This is a genomic window from Streptomyces decoyicus, assembly GCF_019880305.1.
Taxonomy (GTDB): domain Bacteria; phylum Actinomycetota; class Actinomycetes; order Streptomycetales; family Streptomycetaceae; genus Streptomyces; species Streptomyces decoyicus.
In genome coordinates this window covers 4,762,174-4,787,758 of sequence record NZ_CP082301.1, presented here as the reverse complement: position 1 = coordinate 4,787,758, position 25,585 = coordinate 4,762,174, and the positions used below count along the sequence as shown (strand labels likewise).

At 70.8% G+C, this 25,585-nt stretch carries 19 protein-coding genes; 5 read left to right on the top strand and 14 right to left on the bottom strand.

What is annotated here, in order from left to right; genetic code table 11:
- Positions 1-50 precede the first annotated feature (50 nt).
- Positions 51-1,694 carry an MDR family MFS transporter gene (locus tag K7C20_RS21080; RefSeq protein WP_030081619.1) on the bottom strand — a complete coding sequence of 548 codons (1,644 nt, stop codon included), beginning with the start codon at positions 1,692-1,694 and terminating at the stop codon, positions 51-53.
- 141 nt (positions 1,695-1,835) lie between these two features.
- On the opposite strand from K7C20_RS21080, the gene K7C20_RS21075 reads away from it, so the two are divergent.
- Positions 1,836-2,447: a TetR/AcrR family transcriptional regulator gene (locus K7C20_RS21075; RefSeq protein ID WP_030081621.1), complete on the top strand. Its 612-nt coding sequence runs from the start codon at positions 1,836-1,838 to the stop codon at positions 2,445-2,447.
- Here K7C20_RS21075 and K7C20_RS21070 read toward each other — a convergent pair.
- Positions 2,429-3,100, bottom strand: a complete 672-nt coding sequence (locus K7C20_RS21070; protein WP_030081623.1) for a M23 family metallopeptidase — start codon at positions 3,098-3,100, stop codon at positions 2,429-2,431. The genes K7C20_RS21075 and K7C20_RS21070 overlap by 19 nt on opposite strands.
- A 706-nt stretch (positions 3,101-3,806) precedes the next feature.
- Here K7C20_RS21070 and K7C20_RS21065 point away from each other — a divergent pair.
- Both K7C20_RS21065 and K7C20_RS21060 read left to right on the top strand, forming a co-directional pair.
- Positions 3,807-7,049 (top strand): NACHT domain-containing protein, encoded by a 3,243-nt coding sequence (locus K7C20_RS21065; protein ID WP_222892645.1) that lies wholly within the window; start codon positions 3,807-3,809, stop codon positions 7,047-7,049.
- Between the two features lie 58 nt (positions 7,050-7,107).
- Positions 7,108-9,861 (top strand): NACHT domain-containing protein, encoded by a 2,754-nt coding sequence (locus K7C20_RS21060; RefSeq protein WP_030081632.1) that lies wholly within the window; start codon positions 7,108-7,110, stop codon positions 9,859-9,861.
- Positions 9,862-10,009: 148 nt separating this feature from the next.
- Here the strand turns inward: K7C20_RS21060 and K7C20_RS21055 are convergent, their stop codons facing one another.
- Positions 10,010-12,535 (bottom strand): ATP-dependent Clp protease ATP-binding subunit, encoded by a 2,526-nt coding sequence (locus tag K7C20_RS21055; protein ID WP_030081634.1) that lies wholly within the window; start codon positions 12,533-12,535, stop codon positions 10,010-10,012.
- 499 nt (positions 12,536-13,034) lie between these two features.
- Between K7C20_RS21055 and K7C20_RS21050 the strand changes: the two genes are divergently transcribed.
- Positions 13,035-13,730, top strand: a complete 696-nt coding sequence (locus K7C20_RS21050) for an SCO3374 family protein (protein WP_078952950.1) — start codon at positions 13,035-13,037, stop codon at positions 13,728-13,730.
- Here the strand turns inward: K7C20_RS21050 and K7C20_RS21045 are convergent.
- The 10 genes from K7C20_RS21045 to K7C20_RS21000 all read right to left on the bottom strand — a co-directional run bounded on the left by K7C20_RS21045 (position 13,661) and on the right by K7C20_RS21000 (position 22,981).
- Entirely contained in the window at positions 13,661-13,999 is a 339-nt protein-coding gene (locus tag K7C20_RS21045; RefSeq protein ID WP_030081636.1) for a histone-like nucleoid-structuring protein Lsr2, read from the bottom strand. The two genes, K7C20_RS21050 and K7C20_RS21045, sit on opposite strands and share 70 nt — an antisense overlap.
- Before the next feature lie 156 nt (positions 14,000-14,155).
- Positions 14,156-14,674 (bottom strand): amino-acid N-acetyltransferase, encoded by a 519-nt coding sequence (locus K7C20_RS21040; protein WP_030081638.1) that lies wholly within the window; start codon positions 14,672-14,674, stop codon positions 14,156-14,158.
- Positions 14,675-14,683: 9 nt separating this feature from the next.
- On the bottom strand, positions 14,684-15,163 hold the full coding sequence (locus K7C20_RS21035) for a BlaI/MecI/CopY family transcriptional regulator (protein ID WP_030081640.1): 480 nt from the start codon (positions 15,161-15,163) through the stop codon (positions 14,684-14,686).
- A 172-nt stretch (positions 15,164-15,335) separates the two neighbouring features.
- Complete coding sequence (locus K7C20_RS21030) at positions 15,336-15,515, bottom strand: hypothetical protein (protein ID WP_030081642.1); 180 nt, start codon at positions 15,513-15,515, stop codon at positions 15,336-15,338.
- A 79-nt stretch (positions 15,516-15,594) separates the two neighbouring features.
- Positions 15,595-16,212, bottom strand: a complete 618-nt coding sequence (locus K7C20_RS21025) for a hypothetical protein (RefSeq protein WP_030081644.1) — start codon at positions 16,210-16,212, stop codon at positions 15,595-15,597.
- Positions 16,213-16,451: 239 nt separating this feature from the next.
- On the bottom strand, positions 16,452-17,249 hold the full coding sequence (locus K7C20_RS21020; RefSeq protein WP_030081646.1) for a type III pantothenate kinase: 798 nt from the start codon (positions 17,247-17,249) through the stop codon (positions 16,452-16,454).
- Positions 17,250-17,358: 109 nt separating this feature from the next.
- On the bottom strand, positions 17,359-18,450 hold the full coding sequence (nadC, locus tag K7C20_RS21015; protein ID WP_030081648.1) for a carboxylating nicotinate-nucleotide diphosphorylase: 1,092 nt from the start codon (positions 18,448-18,450) through the stop codon (positions 17,359-17,361).
- Between the two features lie 114 nt (positions 18,451-18,564).
- Positions 18,565-20,547: an L-aspartate oxidase gene (locus K7C20_RS21010; RefSeq protein WP_053208737.1), complete on the bottom strand. Its 1,983-nt coding sequence runs from the start codon at positions 20,545-20,547 to the stop codon at positions 18,565-18,567.
- Positions 20,544-21,731, bottom strand: coding sequence for a pantoate--beta-alanine ligase (panC, locus tag K7C20_RS21005; RefSeq protein WP_409351349.1), 1,188 nt, complete (start codon positions 21,729-21,731; stop codon positions 20,544-20,546). Before panC ends, K7C20_RS21010 begins: the two co-directional genes overlap by 4 nt.
- Before the next feature lie 170 nt (positions 21,732-21,901).
- Positions 21,902-22,981, bottom strand: coding sequence for a Rossmann-like and DUF2520 domain-containing protein (locus K7C20_RS21000; protein WP_053209000.1), 1,080 nt, complete (start codon positions 22,979-22,981; stop codon positions 21,902-21,904).
- 687 nt (positions 22,982-23,668) lie between these two features.
- On the opposite strand from K7C20_RS21000, the gene K7C20_RS20995 reads away from it, so the two are divergent.
- Positions 23,669-24,769: a threonine aldolase family protein gene (locus K7C20_RS20995; RefSeq protein WP_107083386.1), complete on the top strand. Its 1,101-nt coding sequence runs from the start codon at positions 23,669-23,671 to the stop codon at positions 24,767-24,769.
- A gap of 398 nt (positions 24,770-25,167) precedes the next feature.
- On the opposite strand, the gene K7C20_RS38295 is transcribed toward K7C20_RS20995, so the two are convergent.
- Positions 25,168-25,521, bottom strand: coding sequence for a hypothetical protein (locus K7C20_RS38295; protein ID WP_246655311.1), 354 nt, complete (start codon positions 25,519-25,521; stop codon positions 25,168-25,170).
- Between the last annotated feature and the right edge of the window lie 64 nt (positions 25,522-25,585).

The following is a 25,585-nucleotide window of genomic DNA, read 5'->3' as shown; positions in this document are numbered from 1 at the left end:
CCGCTACGGGGCCGGTAACTGAGGGCCGGTCAGAGGCCGGCCGGGGCCGGTCAGACGGTCTCCGGCACCGCCACCCGGTCCGCCGGGGCGTCCCCGCCCTCCGGGCTCTCGGCGGGCTTGGCCGGGCCGCCGCGCAGCGGCACCTCCTTGAGGAACCAGGCCGCGGCGAAGCCGACGATGCTGATCGCGGCGCCCCACAGGAAGACGTGGTGGGTACCGGTGGCGACCGCGTGCGCGTAGGCGTCCTTGATCACCGGCGGCAGCTTGGCCAGGCCCTTCGGGTCCATCTGGGCCCCGCCGCTGGTCATCTTCTCGCCGGCCTTGCCGATCCGCTCGACCATCGTGGACTGCACCTGGTGGGTGAAGATCGCACCGAAGATCGCGACGCCGAAGGAGCCGCCGATCGTACGGAAGAGGGTGGCCGAGGACGAGCCGACGCCCATGTCCTTCATCTCGACGCTGTTCTGCGCGATCAGCATCGTGGTCTGCATCAGGAAGCCCATACCGGCGCCGAGCACCGCCATGTAGACGCCCGAGGTGAAGCGCGTGGTGTCGGTGTCCATCAGGGACAGCAGCGCCAGGCCCGCGGTGATCAGTCCGCCGCCGACCACGACGAAGATCTTGTACTTGCCGGACTGGGTGGTGACCCGGCCGGCGAACAGCGACACGACCATCATCGCGAGCAGCATCGGCAGGAGCAGCAGGCCGGAGTTGGTGGCCGAGGCACCCTGCACGGTCTGCTGGAACAGCGGCAGGAACGTCATCGACCCGAACATCACGAAGCCGACCAGGAAGCCGATGAGTGTGACCAGCGAGAAGTTGCCGTTACGGAAGATGTGCAGCGGCAGCACCGGCTCGCTGACCTTGCGCTCCACGAGCACGAAGAGGGCGAGCGCGACCACTCCGAGGACGCCTAGGCCGATGATCTGGCCGGACAGCCAGTCGTACTCGGTGCCGCCCCAGGTGGTGATCAGCACCAGCGAGGTGATGCCCAGGGTGAGCAGCGCGGCGCCGACGTAGTCGATCCGGGTCTGCGACCGCTTCTTCGGCAGGTGCAGCACCGCGGTCACCATGACCAGCGCGATCGCACCGAGCGGCAGGTTGATGTAGAAGCTCCAGCGCCAGCCGAGGTGGTCGGTGATGCTGCCGCCGACCAGCGGCCCGCCGATCATGGCGACGGCCATGACACCGGCCATCATGCCCTGGTACTTGCCGCGCTCCCGCGGCGGAATCAGATCGCCGATGATCGCCATGACGCCGACCATCAGACCGCCCGCGCCCAGGCCCTGGACGGCGCGGAAGCCGATCAGCTGTCCCATGTCCTGCGCCATGCCGGACAGCGCGGAGCCGATCAGGAAGAGCACGATGGACGACAGGAAGACGCCCTTGCGTCCGTACATGTCGCCGAGCTTGCCCCAGATCGGCGTCGAGGCGGCGGTGGCGAGGGTGTAGGCCGTCACGACCCAGGACAGATGGTCCATCCCGCCCAGTTCACCGACGATCGTCGGCATCGCGGTGCCGACGATCATGTTGTCCAGCATCGCGAGGAGCATCGCGATCATCAGCGCGAAGAGCACCACGCGTACGCCGGGCGGCTGCTTGGCCGCGCCCGGGTCCTGTGCGGCGCCCGGTTTCCCCTTCGTCGCCGGCTTCTGTCCGTCCCCCGTCGGGGTCGCATGTTGCGACTTCCCCATTGCTCACTCCCACTTACTTGCCGCCCGGCTAGTTCAGTACAGTGATGAAGGTAGGCGGCCAACTAGCCGGGCGTCAAGTAAGTTTCTCTGGTGCCCGGCTGGGCAGCTCTCTGACCAGTACCGACAACGCAGGAGAACGCCATGAGCGCACAGGCGCGCAGGGGAAACACCCGGCAGCGCATCCAGGACGTAGCGCTGGAGCTGTTCTCCGAACAGGGCTACGACAAGACCTCGCTGCGCGAGATCGCCGAGAAGCTCGATGTCACCAAGGCGGCCCTCTACTACCACTTCAAGACCAAGGAAGACATCGTCATCAGCCTGTTCCAGGACCTGGCCAGGCCCATCGACGAGCTGATCGCCTGGGCCGAGGAGCAGCCGCGCACCCTGGAGACCAAGCAGGAGCTGATCCGCCGCTACAGCGAGTCGCTGCGCTCGGCCGAGCCCCTCTTCCGCTTCATGCAGGAGAACCAGGCGGCGGTGCGCGATCTGAGCATCGGCGAGACCTTCAAGTCACGCATGCTGACGCTGTTCGGCCTCCTCAAGGAGCCCGAATCGGAGCTGACGGATCAGGTGCGCTGCATCACGGCGCTGTTCTCCATGCATGCGGGCATGTTCGCGATGCAGAACGTGGAGGGCGACCCCGAGGAGAAGCGCAAGGCCATCCTCGAGGTCGCCACAGAACTGGTCACGGCGGCAAACCCGCCGCACCGCCGGCCAGCCCGGCCGGACTCAGCTCAGACGGTGTCGCCGTGAGCCCGCAGGAATCCGGTCGGCTCGATGCCCGACCCGTAGTTGGGGCCGGTGCGGACCTCGAAGTGCAGGTGGGGACCGGAGGAGTTACCGGTGCTGCCGGACAGGCCGATCTGCTGGTCGGTGCCGACCTGCTGGCCGACCTGGACCTGGATCGATGACAGGTGCGCGTACTGGGTGTACACCCCGTCGGCATGCTTGATCACAATGGCGTTGCCGTAGGCCGGGCCGTCGCCGCCACCGTTGGGGCCGGCCTTGACGACGGTGCCGGAGTGCGCGGCCTTGACCTGGGTGCCGCTGGGCACGACGAAGTCCTGGCCACTGTGGCTGTGCGACCACATGTTGCCGGCCAGACCGAAGGTCGAGCCCAGGGTGTACTTGTCGACCGGCGTCACCCAGGCGTTGGCCTTCTTGGCCGCGTCCTTCTTGGCCTTGGCCGCGGCGGCCTTGGCGTCGGCGACGGACTTGGCCTGCGCGTCGGCCTGCGCGGTGACGGTCGAACCGACACCCGAGGTGAGGTTCAGCAGACCACCGTCGGCGGCGGTGGCGACACCGGCGCCGAGCGCGGCGGTAACGCCGACACCGGCGGCCACTATGGCGACGCGATTGCGCAGAGCGGTCTTCTTCGAATTGCGGAGAGCGGCGAACTTCGACATGCGGGTTTCCTCCAGAGCTTTGATTGGTTTTCCCGGCTGCGGTCCGGGATTGCCATTCCTTGGTAACCCGCATTCGCCGCCCCGCCAAGGCGCCTTTCTACTAACCCGGCCCGTACGAGGAGCCGAGTGAACTGGGCCCTTGCGCCCTCGCCGGAGACTTGCGCGAAACCCCCAAATCCGGACATCTGGAACGCCTGATGAGTCCGCCGCACACCGCCTGAACAGGAACTTTCTCCAGATGCCGCTTGGGGGCCAGGTCCCCCCTCGCCTCCGCCCCCCAAGCCCCCCGCCCTCGCCCCCGAAAACCCCGGCAGCTCCGCGGCCCACTTCCCCTAATTTCTTTAGTAGGCCCCAAATCGGCTGTGCGCCATGTCACCGATAAACAAGATCCAATCCCTTTCGGCGGCCATTCGGACACCCGATTCGGGGTCGGGAACCGCTGTGACGGGGGTTACTCGGGCTTTTGTGACCCGGGTTACCCGGCCTTTGTGACGCCGGTAACTCGGCCTTTGTGACCCCGGTAACTCGAGCTCACCAAATGTCCATATTCGCCGTGAATGGGACGCCGATATCAGTGGCCTGGACCACACCCTCCCCGCGCCGTCCACCCTCCGCGTGAACCTGGCCGATCCCCGCCCGGCGCCCCGGCGGCCGCCCTAGCCTGGCCGGACCACAGCACCGGCCACGGGGGAGGGCGGACCGCACCATGGACCCGTCAGCAGTGGGTGTCCGGCTCGCCTCGGGCGTGGTCGCACCGCTGGTCAGGAAGCTCTTCGTCAAGGAGGGACCGGGCGCCGGCCTGGTAGCGGCGCCGGTACGGATATCCGGCCTGGTCACCTTCAAGGGTGAGAAGCGGACCCTCTCCGACAAGGACCTGCACAGGCTCGCGACGGAGCTGGTGCACCGGGCCGTACGGGCCTGCGGCCCCGGCGAGCGCCCGCTCCCCGCGGACGAGGAGCCGGCCGTGGCCGACGCCCTGGCCGCCACGCTGCGCGGCCTCGGCGAGCTCGACATGGACGACGTACAGGCCGTCCACCTGGGCGCCGCCGCCCTCGCCGCCCGTCTGCAAGCGGCCCGCCCACCCGCCGTCCACGGCCTCTCCCGGGACGCCGAGCTGCTGCACGACGACCTGCTCGGCACCGCCTGCCTGCACATCGTCCACTTCTTCAGCCAACGCTCGGTCTTCGTGGCCCGCACCCTCGTCCAGCAGAGCCGGAGCCTGGACAGCCTGATCGGCGTCATCGACGCCTTCATCGAACGGCATCCGTCCCCACGGGCCGCCGATGCCGCCTTCGAGCGCAGCTACCTCGCCTACCTCGCGCGCAAGCACGGCCGGCTGACCATCTACGGCATCGACCTCGCCCACTCGCCGGACCGCTGGCCGCTGGATGCGGCCTATATGAGCCTGGAGGCGACGGCCCCGGCCGGCTGCGAGCTGCCCGGCAGCAGCCCCTTCACCGAGGAGGGCGTCCCCCGGCCCGAACCGCCGGCCCCCGTTCCCGTCCCCGCCGACCAGGCCCTGGCCGGCCGCGACCGGGTCCTGCTGCGCGGTGTCGCCGGCTCCGGCAAGAGCACCCTCGTCCAGTGGCTGGCCGTCTCCTGCACCAAGGCCCCCGGCGAGACGGCCCTCCCCCACCTCTACGGCCGGATCCCCTTCGTCCTCCCCCTGCGCACCCTCACCCGGGACGGCGCACCGCTGCCCACCCCCGACCGCTTCCTCGCGGCCGTCGGCTGCCCCGTATCCGGCGCGCAGCCCGGCGGCTGGGCCGACCGCGTACTGGCCTGTGGACGGGCGCTCCTCCTGGTCGACGGCCTGGACGAGATCCCCGAGCGCGAGCGCGAGCTCACCCGCCGCTGGCTGCGCGATCTCATCGACGCCTTCCCGGACAACCTGTGGATGGTGACCTCCCGCCCCTCCGCCGTACGCGACGACTGGCTCGCCGCCGACGGCTTCGGCGAGCTGACGCTCTCCGCGATGAGCCGTACCGAGGTCGCCGCGTTCATCGGCCGCTGGCACGGCGCGGCCCGCTGCGACGCCGAGGACCCCGGCCGGCTCGACGCCTACGAGCAGTCCCTGCTGACCGCGGTCCACACCAAACAGGATCTCGCCCGGCTCGCCACCAACCCCCTCATGTGCGGTCTGATCTGCGCGCTGCACCGGGACCGCCGCGGCTATCTGCCCACCGGCCGCAAGGAGCTCTACGACGCCGCCCTGGGCATGCTGCTCTCCCGCCGCGACCGCGAACGCGATATGGCCGCCCCCACGGGCATCGAGCTGAGCGACGAACCGCAGATCCAGCTCCTGCAGCGGCTCGCCTACTGGCTCATCCGCAACGGCCGTACGGAACTCGACCGCGAGCGGGCGGAGCGCATCATCGGCGAGGCCCTGCCGTCCGTGCCCGCCGCCGCGGAACAAGGCACCGCGGCGGCTGTTTTCCGCCATCTGCTGCTGCGCAGCGGGCTGCTCCGCGAACCGGCCCCCGGTGCGGTCGACTTCGTCCACCGGACGTTCCAGGACTACCTCGGCGCCAAGGCGGCCGTGGAGGACGGGGATTTCGGTCTGCTGGTGTCCCGCGCGGAGGACTCCCAGTGGGAGGACGTGATCCGGATGGCGGTCGCACACGCGAGACCGCGCGAACGGGCGGAGATCTTACGGGGGCTGGTCGCCCGCGGCGACGGCATCGAGGACCGCCGGGCCCGTTTGCGCGTGCACCTGCTGGCCATGGCGTGCCTGGAGCATGCGACGGAGCTCGATCCGCGGGTGCGGGACGAGGTGCATGAGCGCGCGGGGGCGATTCTGCCGCCGCGGACCCGCGAGGAGTCCAAGCTGCTCGCCGAGGTGGGCCCCTTCGTCCTGGAGCTGCTGCCCGGTCCGGAGGGGCTGGAGGACGATGAGGCGCGGGAGGTGGTGGCGACCGCCGCGCTCATCGGGTCGGACGCGGCGCTCGAAGTGCTGAAGCGCTTCCGGGACCATCCTTCGGTCGGCCCGCGGTATCAACTGGTCTGGGCCTGGCCGAAGTTCGATACCGACCACTTCGCTCAGGAGATCATCCGCCACCTTGGTGACGACGTGACGTTCTCCGCAGCATCACCCGCCGAACTGCGCACTCTCAGCGCCCTCGGAGGCCGGCCACGCACTCTCGTCACCGGGTCCTTCACGCCCCGTGAACTCCTCGGCGCACTGCACCCTGGCCAGCTCACCCATCTGACCCTCGAAAGCAACCCGGAAATCCGCAGCCTGGAATTCATCCAGGAGTTCCCGGAGCTGGAGTCACTGACGCTGTGGGACTGCCCCTCGGTCACAGACTTCGCCCCTCTTGCGCCGCTGCCCCTTCGGACGCTCTCCGTCAACGGCCGGGAGGGCGGCGGGGTGCCCAGCCCGTGCGGGCTCGGCCACCTGCGCCATATCGAGAACCTGATGCTCACCACTCCGCTCCCGCCGGGGGGCCTGGCGGCGCTACCGACGGATGCCCGGCTGACCCACCTGTCGCTGGGCATGCCGATCGGTTCCGAAGGCACCCAGGTGACGGCCTGGACCCATCTGCAATACCTCCGGCTGGAGCTCACCACCCAGGATTTCGGCGAAGCCCAGTGGCGCGCCCTCACACACCTGTCCGAGCTGGAGCAGTTGGCCTTCGGTGCGGAAAGCCGAGGCGCTCTGCGGGTGCCACCCGCCGTGCAACTGCCTCAGGTGAAGATCCTCAGCGTCCTCAATTTCCCGCGGCATCCGGCATCCGATCTGAGCCGTATGCTGCGCACCCTTCTCCCGGTCTTCCCCGGCCTCAGGACCCTCCATCTCTACGGCATGGTCAACACCGCGATCTCCCTTCCCCCCTTGACCGCCCTTTCCGGCCTCAAGGAGGTGCTTCTCTCCCAGCTCCGCCCTGAGCCCGCCCCTGCCCTCCCTCCCCACACCAACCTCACCATCTACCCCCGCCCCCGCGCCTAAGCTGGCCACCAGAGAAGCCTTCAACCCCCCTACTCGGAACCGCAGTTACGGGGAACCCATGGATCCCACGAACATCGTCGCCCGCCTCACTCCCCACGCCCTCGATCCGCTGGTCCGCAAGCTCTTCGTCGCCGAGGGGCCGTTCGCCGGGCCGGTCGACCGGCCCGTACGCATCTCCGCGCTGCTCTCCTTCACCGGCGAGAAACCGGCTCTGACGGAGCGGGAGCTGCACGGCCTCGCCGCGGCCCTCGTCGAGCAGGCGCTGGACGGCACGTGCGGCGACGAGGGCCGGGCCGTCACCACCGCCCTGGCCCGTACCCTCCGTGCTCTCGCCGACATCGAGATGGACGATCTCGACGCCGCCCGGCTCCTGCCCGCCGAATTCGCCCGTCGCCTGTGCGAGACCGTGCCCGGTGTCACCCGGCATCTGACCGCCGACGGCGCCCGGCTGCACAGCCTGCTGCTGGATGCCGCCGCGCTGCACATCCTGTACTTCTTCACCCGGCGGTCGGGGTACGTGGCCCGCACCCTCGTCGAACAGACCCGGACCCTCGCCACTCTGATCGACGGCCACGGCACGTCCGGGCTCCGGCCCCCGCTTCCCGCCGCCGAGGACACCGCCTCCCGGTACGCCGCCCCGGTGAGCTCCGGCCGCGAGGACACCACCGCCCCGTACACCGCCCCAAAGGCCCCCTCCCCCCACGACACCGCCGTTCACGGCACCACCGTTCACGACACCGCCGTTCACGACCCCGCCCTCCGGGACGCCGCCTTCGAGGCCCGCTACGCCCACGACACCGCCGCCCTCCACAACCACCTCACGATCTTCGGTATCGATCTCGCGCACTCCCCCGACAGCTGGCCGCTCGACGCCGCCTACCTGGGGCTCCAGTGCGAGCCCGGCCCCACGGACGCCGACGCGCCGCAGGACGCCGGTTCCGCGCCGGACGCCGCCGGGCAGGACGACCCGCCGCTCCCCGCCGAGCAGGCGCTGTCGGGCCGCGGGCAGGTGCTGGTCCGCGGGGTGGCCGGGTCGGGCAAGACGACGCTGCTCCAGTGGCTGACCGTCGCCACCGCCCGCGACGAGCTGCCCGAGGTGCTCGCGGGGCTGCGCGGCCGGGTTCCGTTCCTGCTGCCCGTACGCCGCTTCGCCCGCGAGGGCCTTCCCTCCCCCGCCACCTTTCTGAGCGCCGTCGGCTACGGGGAGGCCGGGGAGGCGCCGGCCGGCTGGACGGAGCGCGTCCTCGGCGCGGGCCGCGCGCTGCTGCTGATCGACGGGATCGACGAGGCCCCCGAGAGCGACCGCGAGCAGGTGCGCCGCAAGCTCGGCGAGTGGACCGTGCGCTATCCGGGCAACGTCTGGATCGTCACGTCCCGGCCGTCCGCCGTCCCCGGCAACTGGCTCGCCGACGAGGGCTTTTGCGAGGTGTCGCTGGCCCCGATGAGCCGCGAGGACGTCGCCGCGTTCATCCAGCGCTGGCACCGTGCCGCGGCCCAGCAGAGCCCGGCCGACCTCGACCGGCTCGGCCACTACGAGCGGACGCTGCTCAATGCCGTACGGATCACCCGCGACCTGGGGCGGCTGGCGACCAACCCGCTGATGTGCGGGCTGCTGTGCGCCCTGCACCGCGACCGCCGCGGCTATCTGCCCAACGGCCGCAAGGAGCTCTATGACGCGGCGCTGTCGATGCTGCTGGAGCGCCGGGACCGGGAGCGGGCGATGGCGGCCACCGACGGGGTCGAGCTGACCCGGCAGCCCAAGATCCAGCTGCTCCAGAAGCTCGCCCACTGGATGCTGGTCAACGGCCGCTCGGAGATGGACCGGGTGACGGCGGTCGACACCCTCGCCCGGCATCTGCCCGCGATCCCGGACGCGGCCCGCCAGGGCGGCCCCGAGGACGTCTACCGGCATCTGCTCAACCGCACCGGGCTGCTGCGCGAGCCCACCCCCGGCACGGTCGACTTCGTGCACCGCACCTTCCAGGACTATCTCGCCGCCCGGGCGACGGTGCAGCGGCACGATTTCGAGCTGCTGCTCGACCATGCCCACCACGACAACTGGGAGGACGTCATCCGGATGGCCGTGGCCCTGGCCCGGCCCGATGAGTGCGCGGCCCTCCTGGACGGGCTGCTCGCCCCGCACCCCGGCGTACGCGCCGCCGAGGCCCGGCACCGCAAGCTGCTCGCGGCGGCCTGTCTGGAGCACGCCACCGAGCTGGACCCGGCGGTGCGGTCGCGGGTGCAGCGCTTCACCCGCGACATGGTGCGGCCCAGCACACCCTCCGCGGCCCGCGCCCTGGGCTGGATAGGGCCGATCGTGCTGGAGATGCTCCCGGACCCCACCCATGTCTCCGACCGCGAGGCCTACCTCCTCGCGATCACCGCCACCTCGATCGCCGACGACATGGCGATCGACTATCTGACGGGCCTGCGCGACCGGGCCCATCACGAGGTACGGGCGCAGCTCGCCGGGGCCTGGCGGCGCCATGACACCGCCCGCTACGCCCGCGAGATCATCGCCCACCTGGAACCGGCCGAGCTGTACTTTCCGGTCTCCGACCTGGAGGAGTTGCATGCATTGCGCCGGCTGGGCGGGCGCCCGCATCTGCGGATCGCCGGGCCTTTCACGCCCGACCAGCTCATCGAGGGCATTGTTCCGGCCGAGGGCCTGACCCGGTTGTGGCTCGCCTACGATCTGGGCGTTTCCATGGAGTGGCTGTCCGCCTTTCCGAAACTGGACACCCTTCGCATCGGCCGTCGTATTCCGCCGGTGCGGGGTGTTCCCGAAGGGATTGGCGTCGTTCAGATGTAGCGGGCGGGCGCCGGGAGCGTTGTCCAGAAACGGCCGAAAATGACCTAGCAATTACGGCACTGCATTTCCCTGTCGCATACAGAACTGCCCCGGAACCGTGAGAAACGATTCCGGGGCAGTGCCGTATGCGGGATATCCGCGGTGCCGGTCAGGCGTCCTTGCTCAGGTTCGGGCCCGAACCGCCGGCCGTGGACTCGATCGGCGGGGCGTCGGGCAGTGCCGACTTCTCCTCGCCGCGGAAGGTGAACTTGGCGGTTTCACCCTCGCCCTCGACATCGACGACCACGATGTGGCCCGGACGCAGCTCGCTGAAGAGGATCTTCTCCGAGAGTGCGTCCTCGATCTCGCGCTGGATCGTGCGGCGCAGCGGACGGGCGCCGAGCACCGGGTCGTACCCGCGCTTGGCCAGCAGCGACTTGGCCTCGCTGCTGAGCTCGATGCCCATGTCGCGGTCCTTGAGCCGCTCGTCCACCTTGTTGATCATGAGGTCGACGATCTGGATGATGTCTTCCTCGGTCAGCTGGTGGAAGACGACGGTGTCGTCGACACGGTTGAGGAACTCGGGGCGGAAGTGCTGCTTGAGCTCTTCGTTGACCTTGTTCTTCATCCGCTCGTAGCTGGACTTGGTGTCGCCCTGGGCCGCGAAGCCGAGGTTGAAGCCCTTGGAGATGTCCCGGGTGCCGAGGTTGGTCGTCATGATGATGACCGTGTTCTTGAAGTCCACGACCCGGCCCTGGGAGTCGGTCAGGCGACCGTCCTCCAGGATCTGCAGCAGCGAGTTGAAGATGTCCGGGTGGGCCTTCTCGACCTCGTCGAAGAGCACGACGGAGAACGGCTTGCGGCGCACCTTCTCGGTGAGCTGGCCGCCCTCTTCGTAGCCGACGTAGCCGGGAGGCGAACCGAACAGCCGCGAGACCGTGTGCTTCTCGCTGAACTCCGACATGTCGAGGGAGATCAGCGCGTCCTCGTCGCCGAACAGGAACTCCGCCAGCGTCTTGGACAGCTCGGTCTTACCGACACCGGACGGGCCGGCGAAGATGAACGAGCCACCGGGACGCTTGGGGTCCTTCAGGCCGGCACGCGTACGGCGGATGGCCTGGGAGAGCGCCTTGATGGCGTCCTTCTGGCCGATGACGCGCTTGTGCAGCTCGTCTTCCATCCGCAGCAGCCGCGAGGACTCCTCCTCGGTGAGCTTGAAGACCGGGATGCCGGTGGCCGTCGCCAGAACCTCGGCGATCAGCTCCTCGTCCACCTCGGCGACGACGTCCATGTCGCCGGCCTTCCACTCCTTCTCCCGCTTCGCCTTCGCGGCCAGGAGCTGCTTCTCCTTGTCGCGCAGGCCCGCGGCCATCTCGAAGTCCTGCGAGTCGATCGCGGACTCCTTCTCCCGGCGCACATCGGCGATCTTCTCGTCGAATTCGCGCAGGTCCGGCGGCGCGGTCATCCGGCGGATCCGCATCCGGGAGCCGGCCTCGTCGATCAGGTCGATCGCCTTGTCCGGCAGGAAGCGGTCGGAGATGTAGCGGTCGGCGAGGGTGGCCGCCGCGACCAGCGCGGAGTCCGTGATGGAGACGCGGTGGTGCGCTTCGTAGCGGTCCCGCAGACCCTTGAGGATCTCGATGGTGTGCGGGAGCGACGGCTCCGCGACCTGGATCGGCTGGAAGCGGCGCTCGAGGGCCGCGTCCTTCTCCAGGTGCTTGCGGTACTCGTCGAGCGTGGTGGCACCGATGGTCTGGAGCTCGCCTCGCGCCAGCATGGGCTTGAGGATGCTTGCGGCGTCGATCGCGCCCTCGGCGGCGCCCGCACCCACCAGGGTGTGGAGCTCGTCGATGAACAGGATGATGTCGCCGCGGGTGCGGATCTCCTTGAGGACCTTCTTCAGGCGCTCCTCGAAGTCACCGCGGTAGCGGGAGCCGGCGACCAGGGCACCGAGGTCGAGGGTGTAGAGGTGCTTGTCCTTGAGGGTCTCGGGCACCTCGCCCTTGACGATGGCCTGCGCCAGGCCCTCGACGACCGCCGTCTTGCCGACGCCGGGCTCGCCGATGAGGACCGGGTTGTTCTTGGTACGGCGGGACAGCACCTGCATGACCCGCTCGATTTCCTTCTCGCGCCCGATGACCGGGTCGAGCTTGGTCTCGCGAGCGGCCTGCGTCAGGTTGCGGCCGAACTGGTCCAGGACGAGGGACGTCGAGGGAGTGCCCTCGGCGGGGCCGCCGGCCGTGGCGGCTTCCTTGCCCTGGTAGCCGGAGAGCAGCTGGATGACCTGCTGCCGCACCCGGTTCAGATCGGCGCCCAGCTTCACCAGGACCTGGGCGGCGACGCCCTCGCCCTCGCGGATCAGGCCGAGCAGGATGTGCTCCGTACCGATGTAGTTGTGGCCGAGCTGGAGGGCCTCGCGGAGCGAGAGCTCCAGGACCTTCTTGGCACGGGGGGTGAAGGGAATGTGCCCGGACGGAGCCTGCTGGCCCTGCCCGATGATCTCCTCCACCTGCTGGCGGACCGCCTCGAGCGAAATCCCGAGGCTCTCCAGGGCCTTAGCGGCGACACCCTCACCCTCATGGATCAGGCCCAGGAGGATGTGCTCGGTGCCGATGTAGTTGTGGTTGAGCATCCGGGCTTCTTCCTGAGCCAGGACGACAACCCGCCGCGCACGGTCGGTGAACCTCTCGAACATCGTTAATCGCTCCTCAGAGCGGTCAGGCAGTTAGGGGTCGGTCCCCTCCCTGTCCTTCCGCATGCTAGTCCCGCGGGGCGGGACAGCTCATTCCAACTGCCGACACCCGTCCGGATCACCCCCGCTCCGGCGGGGAAATTTACTGCCGAACAGCTGACATCTGCTCCAACTCGATGGTGCGAGACGATGTTCCCGCAGGCCAGGCATATACGCCCACTGCCACTACGCCCGTGGCGAACGCGCCCTGTACCGACACGCCGTCCGCCGCCGGCCGTCAGCCGGGGAGAAGCGCCTCGGGCGCCGGTCACACCTTCTCTTCCCACTGAGACTGTCTTACCCGCAGGGACTGACACTCCATGCGGCGCAGAGCCCTTCCATCCGCTACGGGCGAACATCCGCACGCCACCGGATGCCCCCGCACGCCCTCTTGCGTGGGTACGGTGCGTATCCATGTCTCCACCCAGCGTAACTTCCCGGGTTTTCGGGAGTTGCACCGGGCATGGCCCGCGTGCTTCCGCGCCCCCGCAGTCCCCTCGCCCCCGCCCCTCTCGTCACGGTCCGCCGCTGGTACGAGGAGGAGCTGGGCTGGCCGACCACCGGAACGGAGCCGGTGGAGCTCCTGACGGGGCTGCGCTTCGATGTCCTGGAGATGCCGGCCGATGCGGGAAGCGCCGTATTGCGGCGACTGCCGCGCACCGGCCCGGTGGCGCTCCTTCGGGCCGGATGCGACGGGAAACACGCGGGTGATCGGCCGAAATTGCTCATGCTCATCGCGGCCGGCGGCGCCGAAGAACTCCCGGGAATCCTGGAATGGCTGGAGTGGGGCGCACTCGCAGCGGATCTCACGACGCGTGGGACGGGAGACCGGATGCCCGCGCCGGCGTTCTCCGCCGGCACAGCACTGTCATACGGAATCGGCTCGCGGGAGGCCGCGGGGTGGGTGCGGCCTCCCCGGACCGGGCACGAGGCGGAGAATTCCCTGCCCACCACGGGGTTCGGGGCAGGATTCGGGGACGTTGGAGGCGCCCCCGACCTCGTGCGGCTCGTGAGCGCGGCAGCGACGGAGTGCCACCGTGCCCGGTTGTCGCGTGCTCGTAATAGTCAATCGGACCGCGCGAAGGGCGATCAGGCGTTGGCCTTCTCGAATGCCTCACGAATGTCGGCGGGGACGCGGCCGCGGTCATTGACGTTGTAGCCGTTCTCCTTCGCCCAGGCACGGATCTTCGCGGTGTCCTGGCTGCCGCCGGAAGCAGCGGCGCGCGTCTTGCCACGGCCCGAAGAAGCGCGGCCACCGGTACGCCGGCCGGCCTTCACGAAGTCGGCAAGCGAGTCGCGCAGCTTCTGCGCGTTGCTGTCGGAGAGGTCGATCTCGTAGGACTTGCCGTCGAGAGCGAACGTCACCGTCTCGTCCGCCTCGCCACCGTTGAGGTCGTCGACAAGAAGAACCTGAACCTTCTGTGCCACCGGTTTCCCTTTCATCGAATGCGGATTACGACGGAAAGCAAACCGCTTTTCCGGGAAAAACACAAACCCTTGGGTAGGGTTCACTTGCCCGCAGACCGGGGAACGCATGCTTCCGTAGCCATGAGATAGGGGAGCGATTCGGACATAGAACACTCATCACAGGTGCAGAAGCATCCGGCTGTTACCCAGGGTGTTGGGCTTCACTCGTTCGAGGCCCAGGAACTCCGCAACGCCCTCGTCATAGGAACGCAGCAGCTCACTGTAGACATCACCGTCTACCGGGGCTTCGCCGATCTCTACGAAGCCGTGCTTGGTGAAGAAGTCGACTTCGAAGGTGAGACAGAAAATGCGCCGCACTCCGAGCCAGCTCGCAGTGCGCACGAGCTTCTCGAGGACTTGGTGGCCGACGCCGGATCCCTTCAGCCGGGGGTCCACGGCCAGGGTGCGGACCTCGGCGAGGTCTTCCCACATGACGTGGAGTGCTCCGCAGCCGACGACCTCGGCGTCTTCGTCCCGCTCGGCGACCCAGAACTCCTGGATGTCCTCGTAAAGCGTGACGGTGGCTTTGTCGAGCAGGATCCCGTTGCGTGAGTAGGCGTCGATGAGGCGGCGTACGGCCGGTACATCGGCGGTCCTGGCACGGCGGACGGTGAGGCCTTTTGAATGCGGAGGCATGCCGGGACGCTATCGCCCGTTGCCGGTGGCACTCGCCCCGGGTTCATCCCCTTCGGCCGATCCGGCTTCACCGGCGCCTTCCGGTGGCGCTTGCGCTTCGGCTACTTCCGCGGGGGCAGCCTCTTCGGGCTCCGGTGCCTGTTGTTCTGCGTCTTCCGCGGGTTCATCGACTTGCACCATCCGTACGGCATCACGCAGGGCATGTCGCTGTTCCGGGGACATCATGCCGAAGAAGGCCACAAGAGCGGCCGCGGGGTTGTCGCTGGCGGACCATGCTTCGTTCATCAGTGCGGCCGCGTAGGCGGCGCGAGTGGAGACCGCCTCATATCGATAGGCGCGGCCTTCTGCTTCGCGGCGCACCCAGCCCTTCTGATGGAGGTTGTCCAATACGGTCATGACCGTGGTGTAGGCGATCGACCGTTCCTTCTGCAGATCTTCCAGGACTTCGCGAACGGTGACCGGGCGGTTCCACTCCCAGACCCGCGTCATGACCGCGTCTTCCAGATCACCCAAGCGTCTCGGCACACAAGAACAATAGTGGGAGATGTCGCGAATGCCCGTTGATCTCGTGGCGTTTGTGCCGGAAAAAGGAGGTACGGCCCGGGATGATCAATCCCGGGCCGTACGGTGCGTGCGGGCCGCCGAAAGGGCGGCGGGCGGCTCAGACGCGGTGCGCCGCGGGCTCCTGGCCGGCGGATTCGGCGCGGGCCAGCGCGGCGTCCACGGCCGCATCCTCCTTGGCCTTGTTCGCTCCGCCCTGGCTCTTGATGATCGTCACGATCAGAGCGGTGAAGGCCACGGCCATCACTACGGGCGGGAGCAGCGCTGCGACGTAATCCATGGCGTGTGGCCTCCTTATAGGGCTGAGCCGCCGAGATAGGGCTGAGCCTCCGAGAGTACGCAGCCAGAGTACGCAGCGGTCAGGCGGTGCGGCTTTCGGGGGGCGGGGCGGGCTTGCGGCGGGGCGGGAAGACCTCTCCCGGCGTGGGGATCGGCCGGTCCCGCTGCGGATCCTTCGGCCGCGGCGACGGCTGGGGCTCCGGCTTGCGCTCCGGTTTCGGCTCCCGTGCGGGCTCCGGTTCCCGCCCGTTGCGGGCGGCTGAGCGGCCGCCTGGCAGCGCGCGGAGCCGGGTTCGTACGGATTGTTCGGCCAGCTGCTCGCAGTGGCGCAGCAGGGCGCTGCGGCGTTCGCGCTCGGCGGCTGTGCCGGGCCGCTCGCCCAGCGAGCGCAGGGCGGCGAGATCGTCGGGGCCGGGGACATGGCCGGCCGCCAGCGCCTCGGCCAGCTGCGCGAGGTAGCCGGTGGCGGAGCCGGGCAGGGCTTCGCGGTATCGGGCGAGGTCGGCGAGCAGGAAGGCACGCAGCCTGCCGCCTTCGCGGACCGCCTCGTCCACGGCCTCGGCCAGCCGGAGATATTCCTGGATGTCCTGCGACCACTCGGGGCGGAGGACGCCGAGCGGGGCGGGGTGGGACGTCGTCTGCAGGGCATGGGCGAGGGCGCGACGGAGCACACGCAACTCATCGGCGCTGAACGCCATGCCGCCGCGGGTTCCGTTTGGCATTGGCATGTGGCGACTTTACGACCGTTTCCGACAAAAGCCGCTTAATTCGTGAACGGTGGCGCGGCAGCGAGCCGCACCACCGGTGCCCTGGCGCGGCGCGGAACGGCTCCGGAGGCCGGGCGGTGTTCCGTCCCGCCCCGGCGGCGCCCCGCACACCGGGACGCTCCGGCCCGCACCCGGCCGGGCAGTGTCCCCCACGACCGGCCGGTGTCCCTCTACGACCGGGCGATGTTCCGCTCGTAGACCAGCCGCAGGCCGATGAGGGTGAGCCACGGCTCGTGGGCGTCGATCACCGACGACTCACCGAGCACCATCGGCGCCAGCCCGCCGGTGGCGATCACGGTCACCTCGTCCGGGTCCTCGGCCAGCTCCCGCGCCATGCGCTGCACCACACCGTCGACCTGGCCCGTGAAGCCGTAGAGGATGCCGGACTGCATGGCCTCCACGGTGTTCTTGCCGATGACGCTGCGCGGCCGGGCCAGTTCGATCTTGCGGAGCTGGGCGCCCTTGACGCCCAGCGCGTCCACGGAGATCTCGATGCCCGGTGCGATCACGCCGCCGACGTACTCGCCGCGCGCACTGACCGCGTCGAAGGTGGTGGCCGTACCGAAGTCGACGACCACCGCGGGGCCGCCGTAGAGCTCGACGGCCGCCAGGGCGTTGATGATCCGGTCGGCGCCGACCTCCTTCGGGTTGTCCATGAGGATCGGCACGCCCGTCTTGACGCCCGGCTCCACCAGGACGGCGGGCACATCGCCGTAGTAGCGGCGGGTCACCTCGCGCAGCTCGTGCAGGACGGAGGGCACCGTGGAGCAGATGGAGATGCCCTCGATGCCGTCGCCCAGGTCGTCGCCGAGCAGCGGGTGCATGCCCATCAGGCCCTGGAGGAGGACGGCGAGCTCGTCGGCGGTGCGCCGGGCGTCGGTGGAGATCCGCCAGTGCTCGACGATCTCCTCGCCGTCGAAGAGGCCGAGCACGGTGTGGGTGTTGCCCACGTCGATGGTCAGCAGCATGCTCCGCACCGCCTCCGGTTCACGTCACGCACGAAGGGCTCGCCCGGGGTGACAGGCGGGACGACGGGCGGGCGGGTGTTGCCTGCGTCGATGATCAGCAGCATGGCGGTCAGCGGTCCTCACGCACGGCGTCGTCCGCGCCCTGGGGACCCTGCCCCTCGTCCTCGCGCAGGTCGAGGCCGATGTCGAGGATCGGGGAGGAGTGCGTGAGCGCGCCCACCGCGAAGTAGTCGACACCGGTGGCCGCGTAGGCGCCGGCGTTGTCCAGCGTGAGGCGGCCCGACGACTCCAGGATGGCGCGGCCGGCGACCAGCTCCACCGCCTCCCGGGTCTGCTCCGGGGTGAAGTTGTCCAGCAGGATCAGATCGGCACCCTCGGCGAGGATCGGCGGGATCTGGTCGATCCGGTCGACCTCCACCTCGATCGGCACCCCGGGGAACTCGGCCCGTACGGCCGTGAACGCCTCGGCGATACCGCCCGCCGCGACCACGTGGTTGTCCTTGATCAGGGCCGCGTCCGACAGCGACATCCGGTGGTTGACGCCGCCACCGCAGCGCACCGCGAACTTCTCCAGGGCGCGCAGTCCCGGCGTCGTCTTACGGGTGTCACGGACCTTCGTCTTCGTGCCTTCGAGCGCATCCGCCCAGGCCCGGGTCGCGGTCGCGATGCCCGACAGGCGGCACAGGATGTTCAGCGCGCTGCGCTCGCCGGTGAGCAGGTCGCGGGTGCGGGTGGTGACGCTCAGCAGCGTGGTGCCGGCCTCGACCCGGTCGCCGTCCTCGACATGACGCTCGACCGCGAACTCATCGGTGCACACGATGGACAGCACCGCCTCGGCGATCCGCAGCCCGGCGACCGTACCGGCCTCACGGGCCGTGAAGTCGCCGGTGGCGACCGCGTCCTCGGGGACGGTCGCCACGGTCGTGACGTCCACGCCCTGGTCGAGGTCCTCTTCGACGGCGAGGTGGGCGATGTCCTCGACCTGTACGGGGTCGAGCCCGGCGGCCACCAGGAGCGCGGCCAGGTCGGGGTCGAGGCCGCAGGTCAGCGGGTCGAGCTCGTACTCGCCCTCGTCGCCGCCGCAGCCACAGGCGTCGCCGCAGCCTCCCCCAGACGCTGTCTGGGGGGACCCCCAGGCGGAGGCACCGCCGGTGGGCCCGCCGATCTGGAGGAGGGGGAGGTCGTCGGGGGTGCTGCTCACGGGCTGGGCTCCGTATTCGGGGAGAGAGGCGGTGGGGCCTGTGTTGGCGGGCGGTGAGTCGCTGGTCATGGGTGGGGTGGCTGGGGTCGGTGGGCCTGTGGTCAGGGGCCGTGGTCAGGGGGCCGTGGTCGGCGGGAAATCGGCGGTCGCCGTCGTATGGAGGATCAACGCGCGGTCCGCATCCAGGGTGATGCGGAAGTGCCGGCGCCAGGAGGCATCGTCACGGTCCGGGTGGTCCTCGCGCCAGTGGCAGCCGCGGGTCTCCGCACGGCGCTGCGCCGCGGCGACCAGTACCCGGGCGACGCACAGGAGGTTGGTCGCCTCCCAGGCTTCCACACCGGGCTCGGGGGCCTTGCGGTCGGCGGGGGCGGCGTCGGCGCTTCCGGCGCTCGTGGTGCTTCCGGTGCTCTCGGTGCTGCCGGTACTCCCAGTGCTGCCGGTACTCCCGGTGCTTCCGGTGCTTCCGGTGCTTCCGGTGCTTCCGGTGCTTCCGGTGCTTCCGGAGAGCGTCCCGTCGGCCGGTTCGCGGGTGCCCGTTGCGCCGTTTCTCCCGGCCGCCTCGCGGTGGATGCGGTCCAGTTCGGCGGCGGCGCGGGCGAGGCTCTCGGCGCTGCGCAGCACGCCGGCACCGGCGGTCATGATCCGCTGCACAGTGATCCGGGCCTCGGGGGCGAGGAGCGGAAGGGTGGTGCGCGGGGCGGACGGCGTGGAAGCGGTGGAAGCGGAAGAGCTGGAAGGCGTGGAAGGCGTGGAAGGGATGGACGCCGGAGCCGGGCCGGCCGGGTGGTCCGCGGCGCCGCTCGCGGCGGTTTCCGAGGCGATGTCCGACGCGATCCGCTCCGCGAAGACCAGGCCTTCCAGGAGGGAGTTGGAGGCGAGCCGGTTGGCGCCGTGGACGCCGGTGCAGGCGACCTCGCCGCACGCGTAGAGGCCGGGGACCGTGGTGCGCCCGCGCAGATCGGTGCGTACGCCGCCGGAGGCGTAGTGCGCGGCGGGGGCGACCGGTATCGGCGCGGTGACCGGGTCGATGCCGTGGCTGCGGCAGGCGGCGAGGATGGTCGGGAAACGGGTCTCCCACATCTGGGCGCCGAAGTGCCGGCCGTCCAAGTACATGTGCTCGACGCCCTGTTCGTGGGCCTGGCGCATGATCGCCTTGGCGACGATGTCACGCGGCGCCAGTTCGGCGAGTTCATGCTGACCGACCATGAAGCGGGTGCCGTCGGCGTCGACGAGGTGGGCGCCCTCGCCCCGTACGGCCTCGGAGATCAGCGGCTGCTGGCCCTCCGCTTCCGGGCCCAAATACAGGACGGTGGGGTGGAATTGGACGAATTCCAGGTCGGACACCTCGGCGCCGGCGCGGAGTGCCAGGGCCACGCCGTCGCCGGTGGAGACCGCCGGGTTGGTGGTCGCGGAGAAGACCTGGCCCATGCCTCCGGTGGCGAGCACCACCGCGGGGGCGTGTACGGCCCCGACCCCGTCGTGCTGGCCCTCCCCCATGACGTGCAGGGTGACGCCGGACGTGTGGCCGTCGGCGTCCGTGAGCAGGTCGAGGACGAGGGCGTTCTCGATGGTGCGCAGCCCGGCCGCGCGGACCGCCTCGACGAGCGCGCGGGAGATCTCGGCCCCGGTGGCGTCGCCGCCGGCGTGCGCGATACGGCGGCGGTGGTGGCCGCCTTCGCGGGTGAGGGCTACTTCGTCGCTGCCCGGTGCGGTGTCGAAGCGGGCGCCGGTGCTGATCAGCCGGTGGACGGCGGCCGGGCCTTCGGTGACCAGGGCCCGTACGGCCGTCTCGTCGCACAGTCCGGCGCCGGCCACGAGGGTGTCGGCCAGATGCTGCTCGGGGGTGTCGCCGTCGCCGAGAGCCGCCGCGATACCGCCCTGCGCCCAGCGAGTGGAGCCGTCGTCCAGGCGGGCCTTGGTGACGACGACGGTGCGGCGGCCGGCCGCGGCGCAGCGCAGCGCGGCGGTCAGCCCGGCCACCCCGGAGCCCACGACCACGACGTCCGCCTCGATGGCCCAGCCCGGGGCCGGGGCGTTCAGACGTATGCCGGTGCTTGAGACGGGGCCGGTGCCGGTAGCTGTTCCGGTGGCGGTCATCGGGTCGCTCCGAGGGGGCCTTGGGGGGTGGTCGGGGGTGTGGTGGGCGGGGTGGAGGTGACGGAGGGGGCGGAAGGGGAGGGAGCGGCAGGGGAGGGAGCGGCAGCGACGGATGTGACGGTGTCCACGGTGTCCGCCGTATCTGCCTTATCCGCCGTGTCCGCCGTGTCCGACGCTTCGGTGGTGGCTCCGCCCTGGTGGGCAGCCGTCGCCTCCGGTCGCCCGGCGCCGAAGACGAGGCGGATGTTGTCGATGAGCCGGGTGGTGCCTACCTTGGCGGCGACCGCGAGGATGGCCTCGCCCTCGTACGCGTCCGGGACCTCGGTGAAGTCCGACGGGTCGACCAGGGCCAGGTAGTCGAGCGTGAGCGGCGGGTCCAGACGGGCGGCGTCGTCCAGCACCGCGCGGGCCGCGGCGCGCGCCACCGCCGGACCGTGCAGGGCGCCCGCGGCGGCGTAGGCGACGGCATGTGCGTCGGCGGCGGCCCGGTCCTCGCCGAGGGCGGCCAGCGCCGCGGCACGGTCCGGCGCCGGGTGGTGGCCCACGGAGGCGGCGCGGACGCGCAGCGCCTCCTCGGCGGCGAGCCGGTCGCGGGCCGCGAACAGCGCCGCCGACAGCGCGAGCGCCGTGCAGCGCTCGGGGCCGGAGAGGTAGCGGTTGCGGCTGGAGAGGGCGAGTCCGTCGTCCTCTCGCACCGTGGGGACGCCGACGATCTCGACGGGGAAGTTGAGGTCGGCGGCCATCCGCGTGATGACCGCGAGCTGCTGGGCGTCCTTCTGCCCGTAGAAGGCGAGGTCCGGTGCCGTCAGATGCAGCAGCTTGGCGACGACGGTCAGCACTCCGTCGAAATGCCCGGGGCGGCTGGCGCCCTCCAGGAGGGTGCCCATGGGGCCCGCGGCGATCCGGATCTGCGGTTCTCCGCCCGGGTAGACCTCGTCGACGGACGGCGCGAAGACCACGTCCGCGCCCGCCGCGGCGGCCAGCTCGACATCCGCGTCCAGGGTGCGCGGATAGCGGTCGAGGTCCTCCCCGGCGCCGAATTGCAGCGGATTGACGAAGACCGTGACGACGACCTGCCCCTCGGGCCCGACCCGGCGGCGGGCGGTACGGATCAAGGTGGCGTGGCCCTCGTGCAGGGCGCCCATGGTCATGACGACGGCGCGGACACCGGTGCCGCGCGGCAGGTCGCGGAGGGCGGTGGCGGTGTGGACGAGGTGGGCGGGGTGGCTTGCGTCCGCGGGCGGGGCGGCGTGGCTTGCGTCCGCGGTCCGGGCCTGGTGGCCCGCGTCGACGGTCCGGGTGGGGTGGCTCGCGTTCGCGGGCTGGTCCGGGTGGGGGCTCAGCGGCGAGGAGGTCATCGGTCGCCTTCCTCGGGGCCGTGGTCGGGGGTGTCGGGCGCGTCGGGGTCCGGGCCGGAGGTGTCGGAGCCGGAGGTGTCGGAGCCGGAGGTGTCGGAGCCGGGGGTGTCGGGGTCCGGGCCGGAGGTGTGGGGACCGGGGGTGTCTGGGGCAGAGGTGCCCCGTGCGGGGGCGGGGCCGTCGCCGTGGTCGGCGAGCACATCGAGCAGGTCCTCGGCCAGTTCCGGCTTCAGCAGACCGTGGTCCAGCGCCCGGTCCGCGGTCGTACGGGCCATGGCGACATATCCGGCGACGCTCTGCGGCGCATGCCGGCGCAGCTCCGCGATATGGGCGGCGACGGTGCCGGCGTCACCCCGTGCGACCGGGCCGGTCAGCGCCGCGTCACCGGACCGCAGCGCGTTGTCCAGGGCGGCGCCGAGCAGCGGCCCCAGCATCCGGTCCGGGGCCTGCACGCCCGCGTCATGGAGCAGCTCCATCGACTGGGCCACGAGCGTGACCAGGTGGTTTGCGCCGATGGCGAGCGCCGCGTGGTAGAGCGGACGGGCTGATTCCGCGATCCACTCGGGCTCCCCGCCCATCTCGATGACCAGCGCTTCGGCGGCCATCCGCAGCTCGTCGGGCGAGGTCACACCGAACGAGCAGCCGGCCAGCCGCTGGACGTCCACGGAGGTGCCGGTGAACGTCATGGCCGGGTGCAGGGCGAGGGGCAGGGCGCCGGCACGGGTGGCCGGGTCCAGCACGGCGGTGCCGAACCGGCCAGAGGTGTGCACCAGCAGCTGGCCGGGCCGTACGGCGCCGGTCTCGGCGAGGCCGCTCACCAGGTCGGCGAGGGCGTCGTCGGGGACGGTCAGCAGGACAAGGTCGGCACGGGCGAGCACCTCGGCCGGGGTGACCAGCGGGACATCGGGCAGCAGCTCGGCGGCGCGTCGTACGGAGGCGTCGGAGACGCCCGACACGGCAACCGGGCGATGCCCTGCGAGCTGGAGCGAAGCGGCGAGGGCGGGCCCGACACGGCCCGCACCGACGACTCCGACGGTCAGCCGGGCGGGGCGGTCCTGGGCCTCGGTGGGTGGCATTGCGTTCACGCGGCGATGGCCTTCCGTTCCAGTCCGCGGGGGGTACCGGACGATTCATCGCCATGCTACGCGAGTGTTTCCGGCGGTCTTCAGAGCTGTGCGAAAGGTGAGACCGGGGTCTCGCGCGGGACTTATCCACAGGGGTCGCGGCGCCACGCGGGACTGCGCCATGCTCGGTGCAACGAAGCGCAGAAAGCGTCAGGGAAACAGCAGCCAGGGGGGCATATGAGGCGCATGACGGAAGCGGACGACGGCGTCACTGACTCGGGATCCGGCTCGGGGTCGGGGTCGGGATCCGGCTCGGGGTCGGGATCCGGCTCGGGGTCGGGATCCGGCTCGGGGTCGGGATCCGGCTCGGGGTCGGGATCCGGCTCGGGGTCGGGATCCGGCTCGGGGTCGGGATCCGGCTCGGGGTCGGGATCCGGCTCGGGGTCGGGGCCGGGGTCCGGGTCGCGAGAAGTCTCGGGTGGCGATGCGGGGCGCACTACGGGCGGGGCGGTGCGGGGAGGCTCGGGGGGAACTGCTGGGCGTACTTCGGGGCGCGCGTCGGATGACGCTTCGAGCGGGGCGGCCGTGGAGGGTTCAGGCAGTGCCACCGACAGGGCCTCGGGTGGCGCGCAGGCCGGGACGAGTGCCGAGGCGGCGAAGCGGGCCCGGAGGCTGGCGGCCTTCCGCGGCTCGGAGCGCATGCTGGCGGGAGACGTGTTCCTGGAGACCCTCCGCGAGCGACTGGACCGCCTGGTGGCCGATGCTCCGGCCGCGTACGACCTGGACAACCGGCCGGACTTCTACGGCAACGACGACAGCATGGTCGGCGAACTGGAGCGCCGGACCGCCGACGCCCTGGGGACCGAGGCCGCCGCCTTCTTCCCGACCGGCACGATGGCCCAGCAGGTGGCGCTGCGCTGCTGGGCGGGGCGTACGGGCAACGCAACGGTCGCCGGCCATCGGCTGTCGCATCTGGAGATGCATGAGCGCGACGCCTATGCGGTGGTCAGCGGGCTGCGCATGGTGCATCCGACGAACGCACCGCGGCTGCCGACCGCCGCGGAGATATACGAGCTGGCGGAGCCGTTCGGAGCCCTTGCACTCGAACTCCCGCTGCGGGAGGCCGGATTCGTCCTGCCGTCGTGGGACGAGCTGACCGCGGTGGTGGCAGCGGCGCGGGACCGTGATGCGGTGGTGCACTTCGACGGCGCGCGACTGTGGGAGTGCGGCCCGCACTTCGGCCGTTCGCTCCCGGAGATAGCGGCCCTCGCGGACAGCGTGTACGTCTCCTTCTACAAGTCACTGGACGGCATATCGGGCGCCGCGCTCGCGGGCACCGAGGACTTCGTCGAGGAGGCACGGGTCTGGCGGCACCGGTATGGCGGTCAGCTGTTCCAGCAGTGGCCGGCCGCGCTGGCCGCGCTGATCGGTCTGGACCGTGAGCTGCCACGGCTGCCGGAGTACGTGGCCCATGCGAAGGTCGTGGCCCGCGCGCTGGGCGAGGGCCTGGCCGAGGCCGGTGTCCCGTGGTTCAGGGTGCACCCGGAGGTGCCGCACACCCATCAGTTCCACGTGTGGCTGCCGCACCCGCCCGAGCTGCTCGACGAGGCCGTCGTGCGCCAGGCGGAGGAAACCGGGACAGCGGTGTTCCAGCGCTGGTTCGAGCCCACCCCGGCCGGCCCGCCCGGCGTGGCACTGACCGAGGTGACGGTTTCCGCGTCCGCCATGGACTGGACGGAGGGAGAGATACGAGCGGCCGTCAAGGAGTTCGTGGATTTCGTGCGCCGTGTTGGGGGGTGATGGCGCCGCGTAGGGGGATGGCGCCGGGGTGGGCGTGGTCTTGGGAGTGCTGGGCGCGGGGCGGTGGTGAGGCCCGTAGCTGCGGTGGGGCTCAGGGGCGGCAATGGGGCTCGGGACGCCGGGCCTTGGACTTCGGGGCAGGGCTACGGCCACGGGCTCAGGGCGACGGGCATGGGCTGGGGCGCTGAGCCTTGGACGCTGGGCGGCGGGCCTTGGGCTGGCTGGGGCGCTGCGCCTCGGACCCAGGGCGGGGCCTTGGGCTGGGGCGCTGAGCTTCAGGTACAGGGCCGGGCCATGGGCTGGGCTGGGCTGGGCTGGGGACGACGACGAGCCTCGGGCGCTGGGCGGCGGGCCCCAGGCTCCGGGCTCCGGGCTCCGGGCTCCGGGCTCCGGGCGGGTTATGGCGCGGCGTCGGAGCGGAGCCTCGGGGTCGGCTGCGGGGTGTCGTCGGGGCGGGTGGTGGGGGTGGGCGCCGGGGCTTGGGCGGAGGTGGGGGCCGGGGGCGGGGTGGGGCGGGGCGGGGGGAGGGGGCGACGGGAAAGACGGAGCAAGCCCGCAGCCACCCACCGCACCGCCCCCCGGATACGCCCCGGAAGCCGGTCGGCAGGCTCCGTGACGACTGCGTAGAAACGGCGCCACTGCTGGATTTCGCGGGCGGTGCGCACGGTGTGGGTGCCCGGGGCGGGTGGGGCGGCTTCGCCTCGTTGGGCGGCGCGGTAGCTGTCGAGGAGGTGCTGCTGAGCGGCGTTCATGCCCTCACTCTGGGACGGCCCCGCGTCCGGCGGCCCGTCGATTGACGGGAGCCGTCAATCGACG

Coding starts and splice junctions, on each gene's coding strand:
- K7C20_RS21060 (WP_030081632.1), top strand. CDS start 7,108: ATGGATCCCACGAACATCGTCGCCCGCCTCACTCCCCACGCCCTCGAT.
- K7C20_RS21080 (WP_030081619.1), bottom strand. CDS start 1,694: ATGGGGAAGTCGCAACATGCGACCCCGACGGGGGACGGACAGAAGCCG.
- K7C20_RS38295 (WP_246655311.1), bottom strand. CDS start 25,521: ATGAACGCCGCTCAGCAGCACCTCCTCGACAGCTACCGCGCCGCCCAA.
- K7C20_RS21010 (WP_053208737.1), bottom strand. CDS start 20,547: ATGACCGCCACCGGAACAGCTACCGGCACCGGCCCCGTCTCAAGCACC.
- K7C20_RS21050 (WP_078952950.1), top strand. CDS start 13,035: ATGGCCCGCGTGCTTCCGCGCCCCCGCAGTCCCCTCGCCCCCGCCCCT.
- K7C20_RS21035 (WP_030081640.1), bottom strand. CDS start 15,163: ATGACGCGGGTCTGGGAGTGGAACCGCCCGGTCACCGTTCGCGAAGTC.
- K7C20_RS21040 (WP_030081638.1), bottom strand. CDS start 14,674: ATGCCTCCGCATTCAAAAGGCCTCACCGTCCGCCGTGCCAGGACCGCC.
- K7C20_RS21065 (WP_222892645.1), top strand. CDS start 3,807: ATGGACCCGTCAGCAGTGGGTGTCCGGCTCGCCTCGGGCGTGGTCGCA.
- K7C20_RS21075 (WP_030081621.1), top strand. CDS start 1,836: ATGAGCGCACAGGCGCGCAGGGGAAACACCCGGCAGCGCATCCAGGAC.
- K7C20_RS21025 (WP_030081644.1), bottom strand. CDS start 16,212: ATGGCGTTCAGCGCCGATGAGTTGCGTGTGCTCCGTCGCGCCCTCGCC.
- K7C20_RS21020 (WP_030081646.1), bottom strand. CDS start 17,249: ATGCTGCTGACCATCGACGTGGGCAACACCCACACCGTGCTCGGCCTC.
- K7C20_RS21055 (WP_030081634.1), bottom strand. CDS start 12,535: ATGTTCGAGAGGTTCACCGACCGTGCGCGGCGGGTTGTCGTCCTGGCT.
- K7C20_RS21000 (WP_053209000.1), bottom strand. CDS start 22,981: ATGCCACCCACCGAGGCCCAGGACCGCCCCGCCCGGCTGACCGTCGGA.
- K7C20_RS21070 (WP_030081623.1), bottom strand. CDS start 3,100: ATGTCGAAGTTCGCCGCTCTCCGCAATTCGAAGAAGACCGCTCTGCGC.
- K7C20_RS20995 (WP_107083386.1), top strand. CDS start 23,669: ATGCTGGCGGGAGACGTGTTCCTGGAGACCCTCCGCGAGCGACTGGAC.
- K7C20_RS21030 (WP_030081642.1), bottom strand. CDS start 15,515: ATGGATTACGTCGCAGCGCTGCTCCCGCCCGTAGTGATGGCCGTGGCC.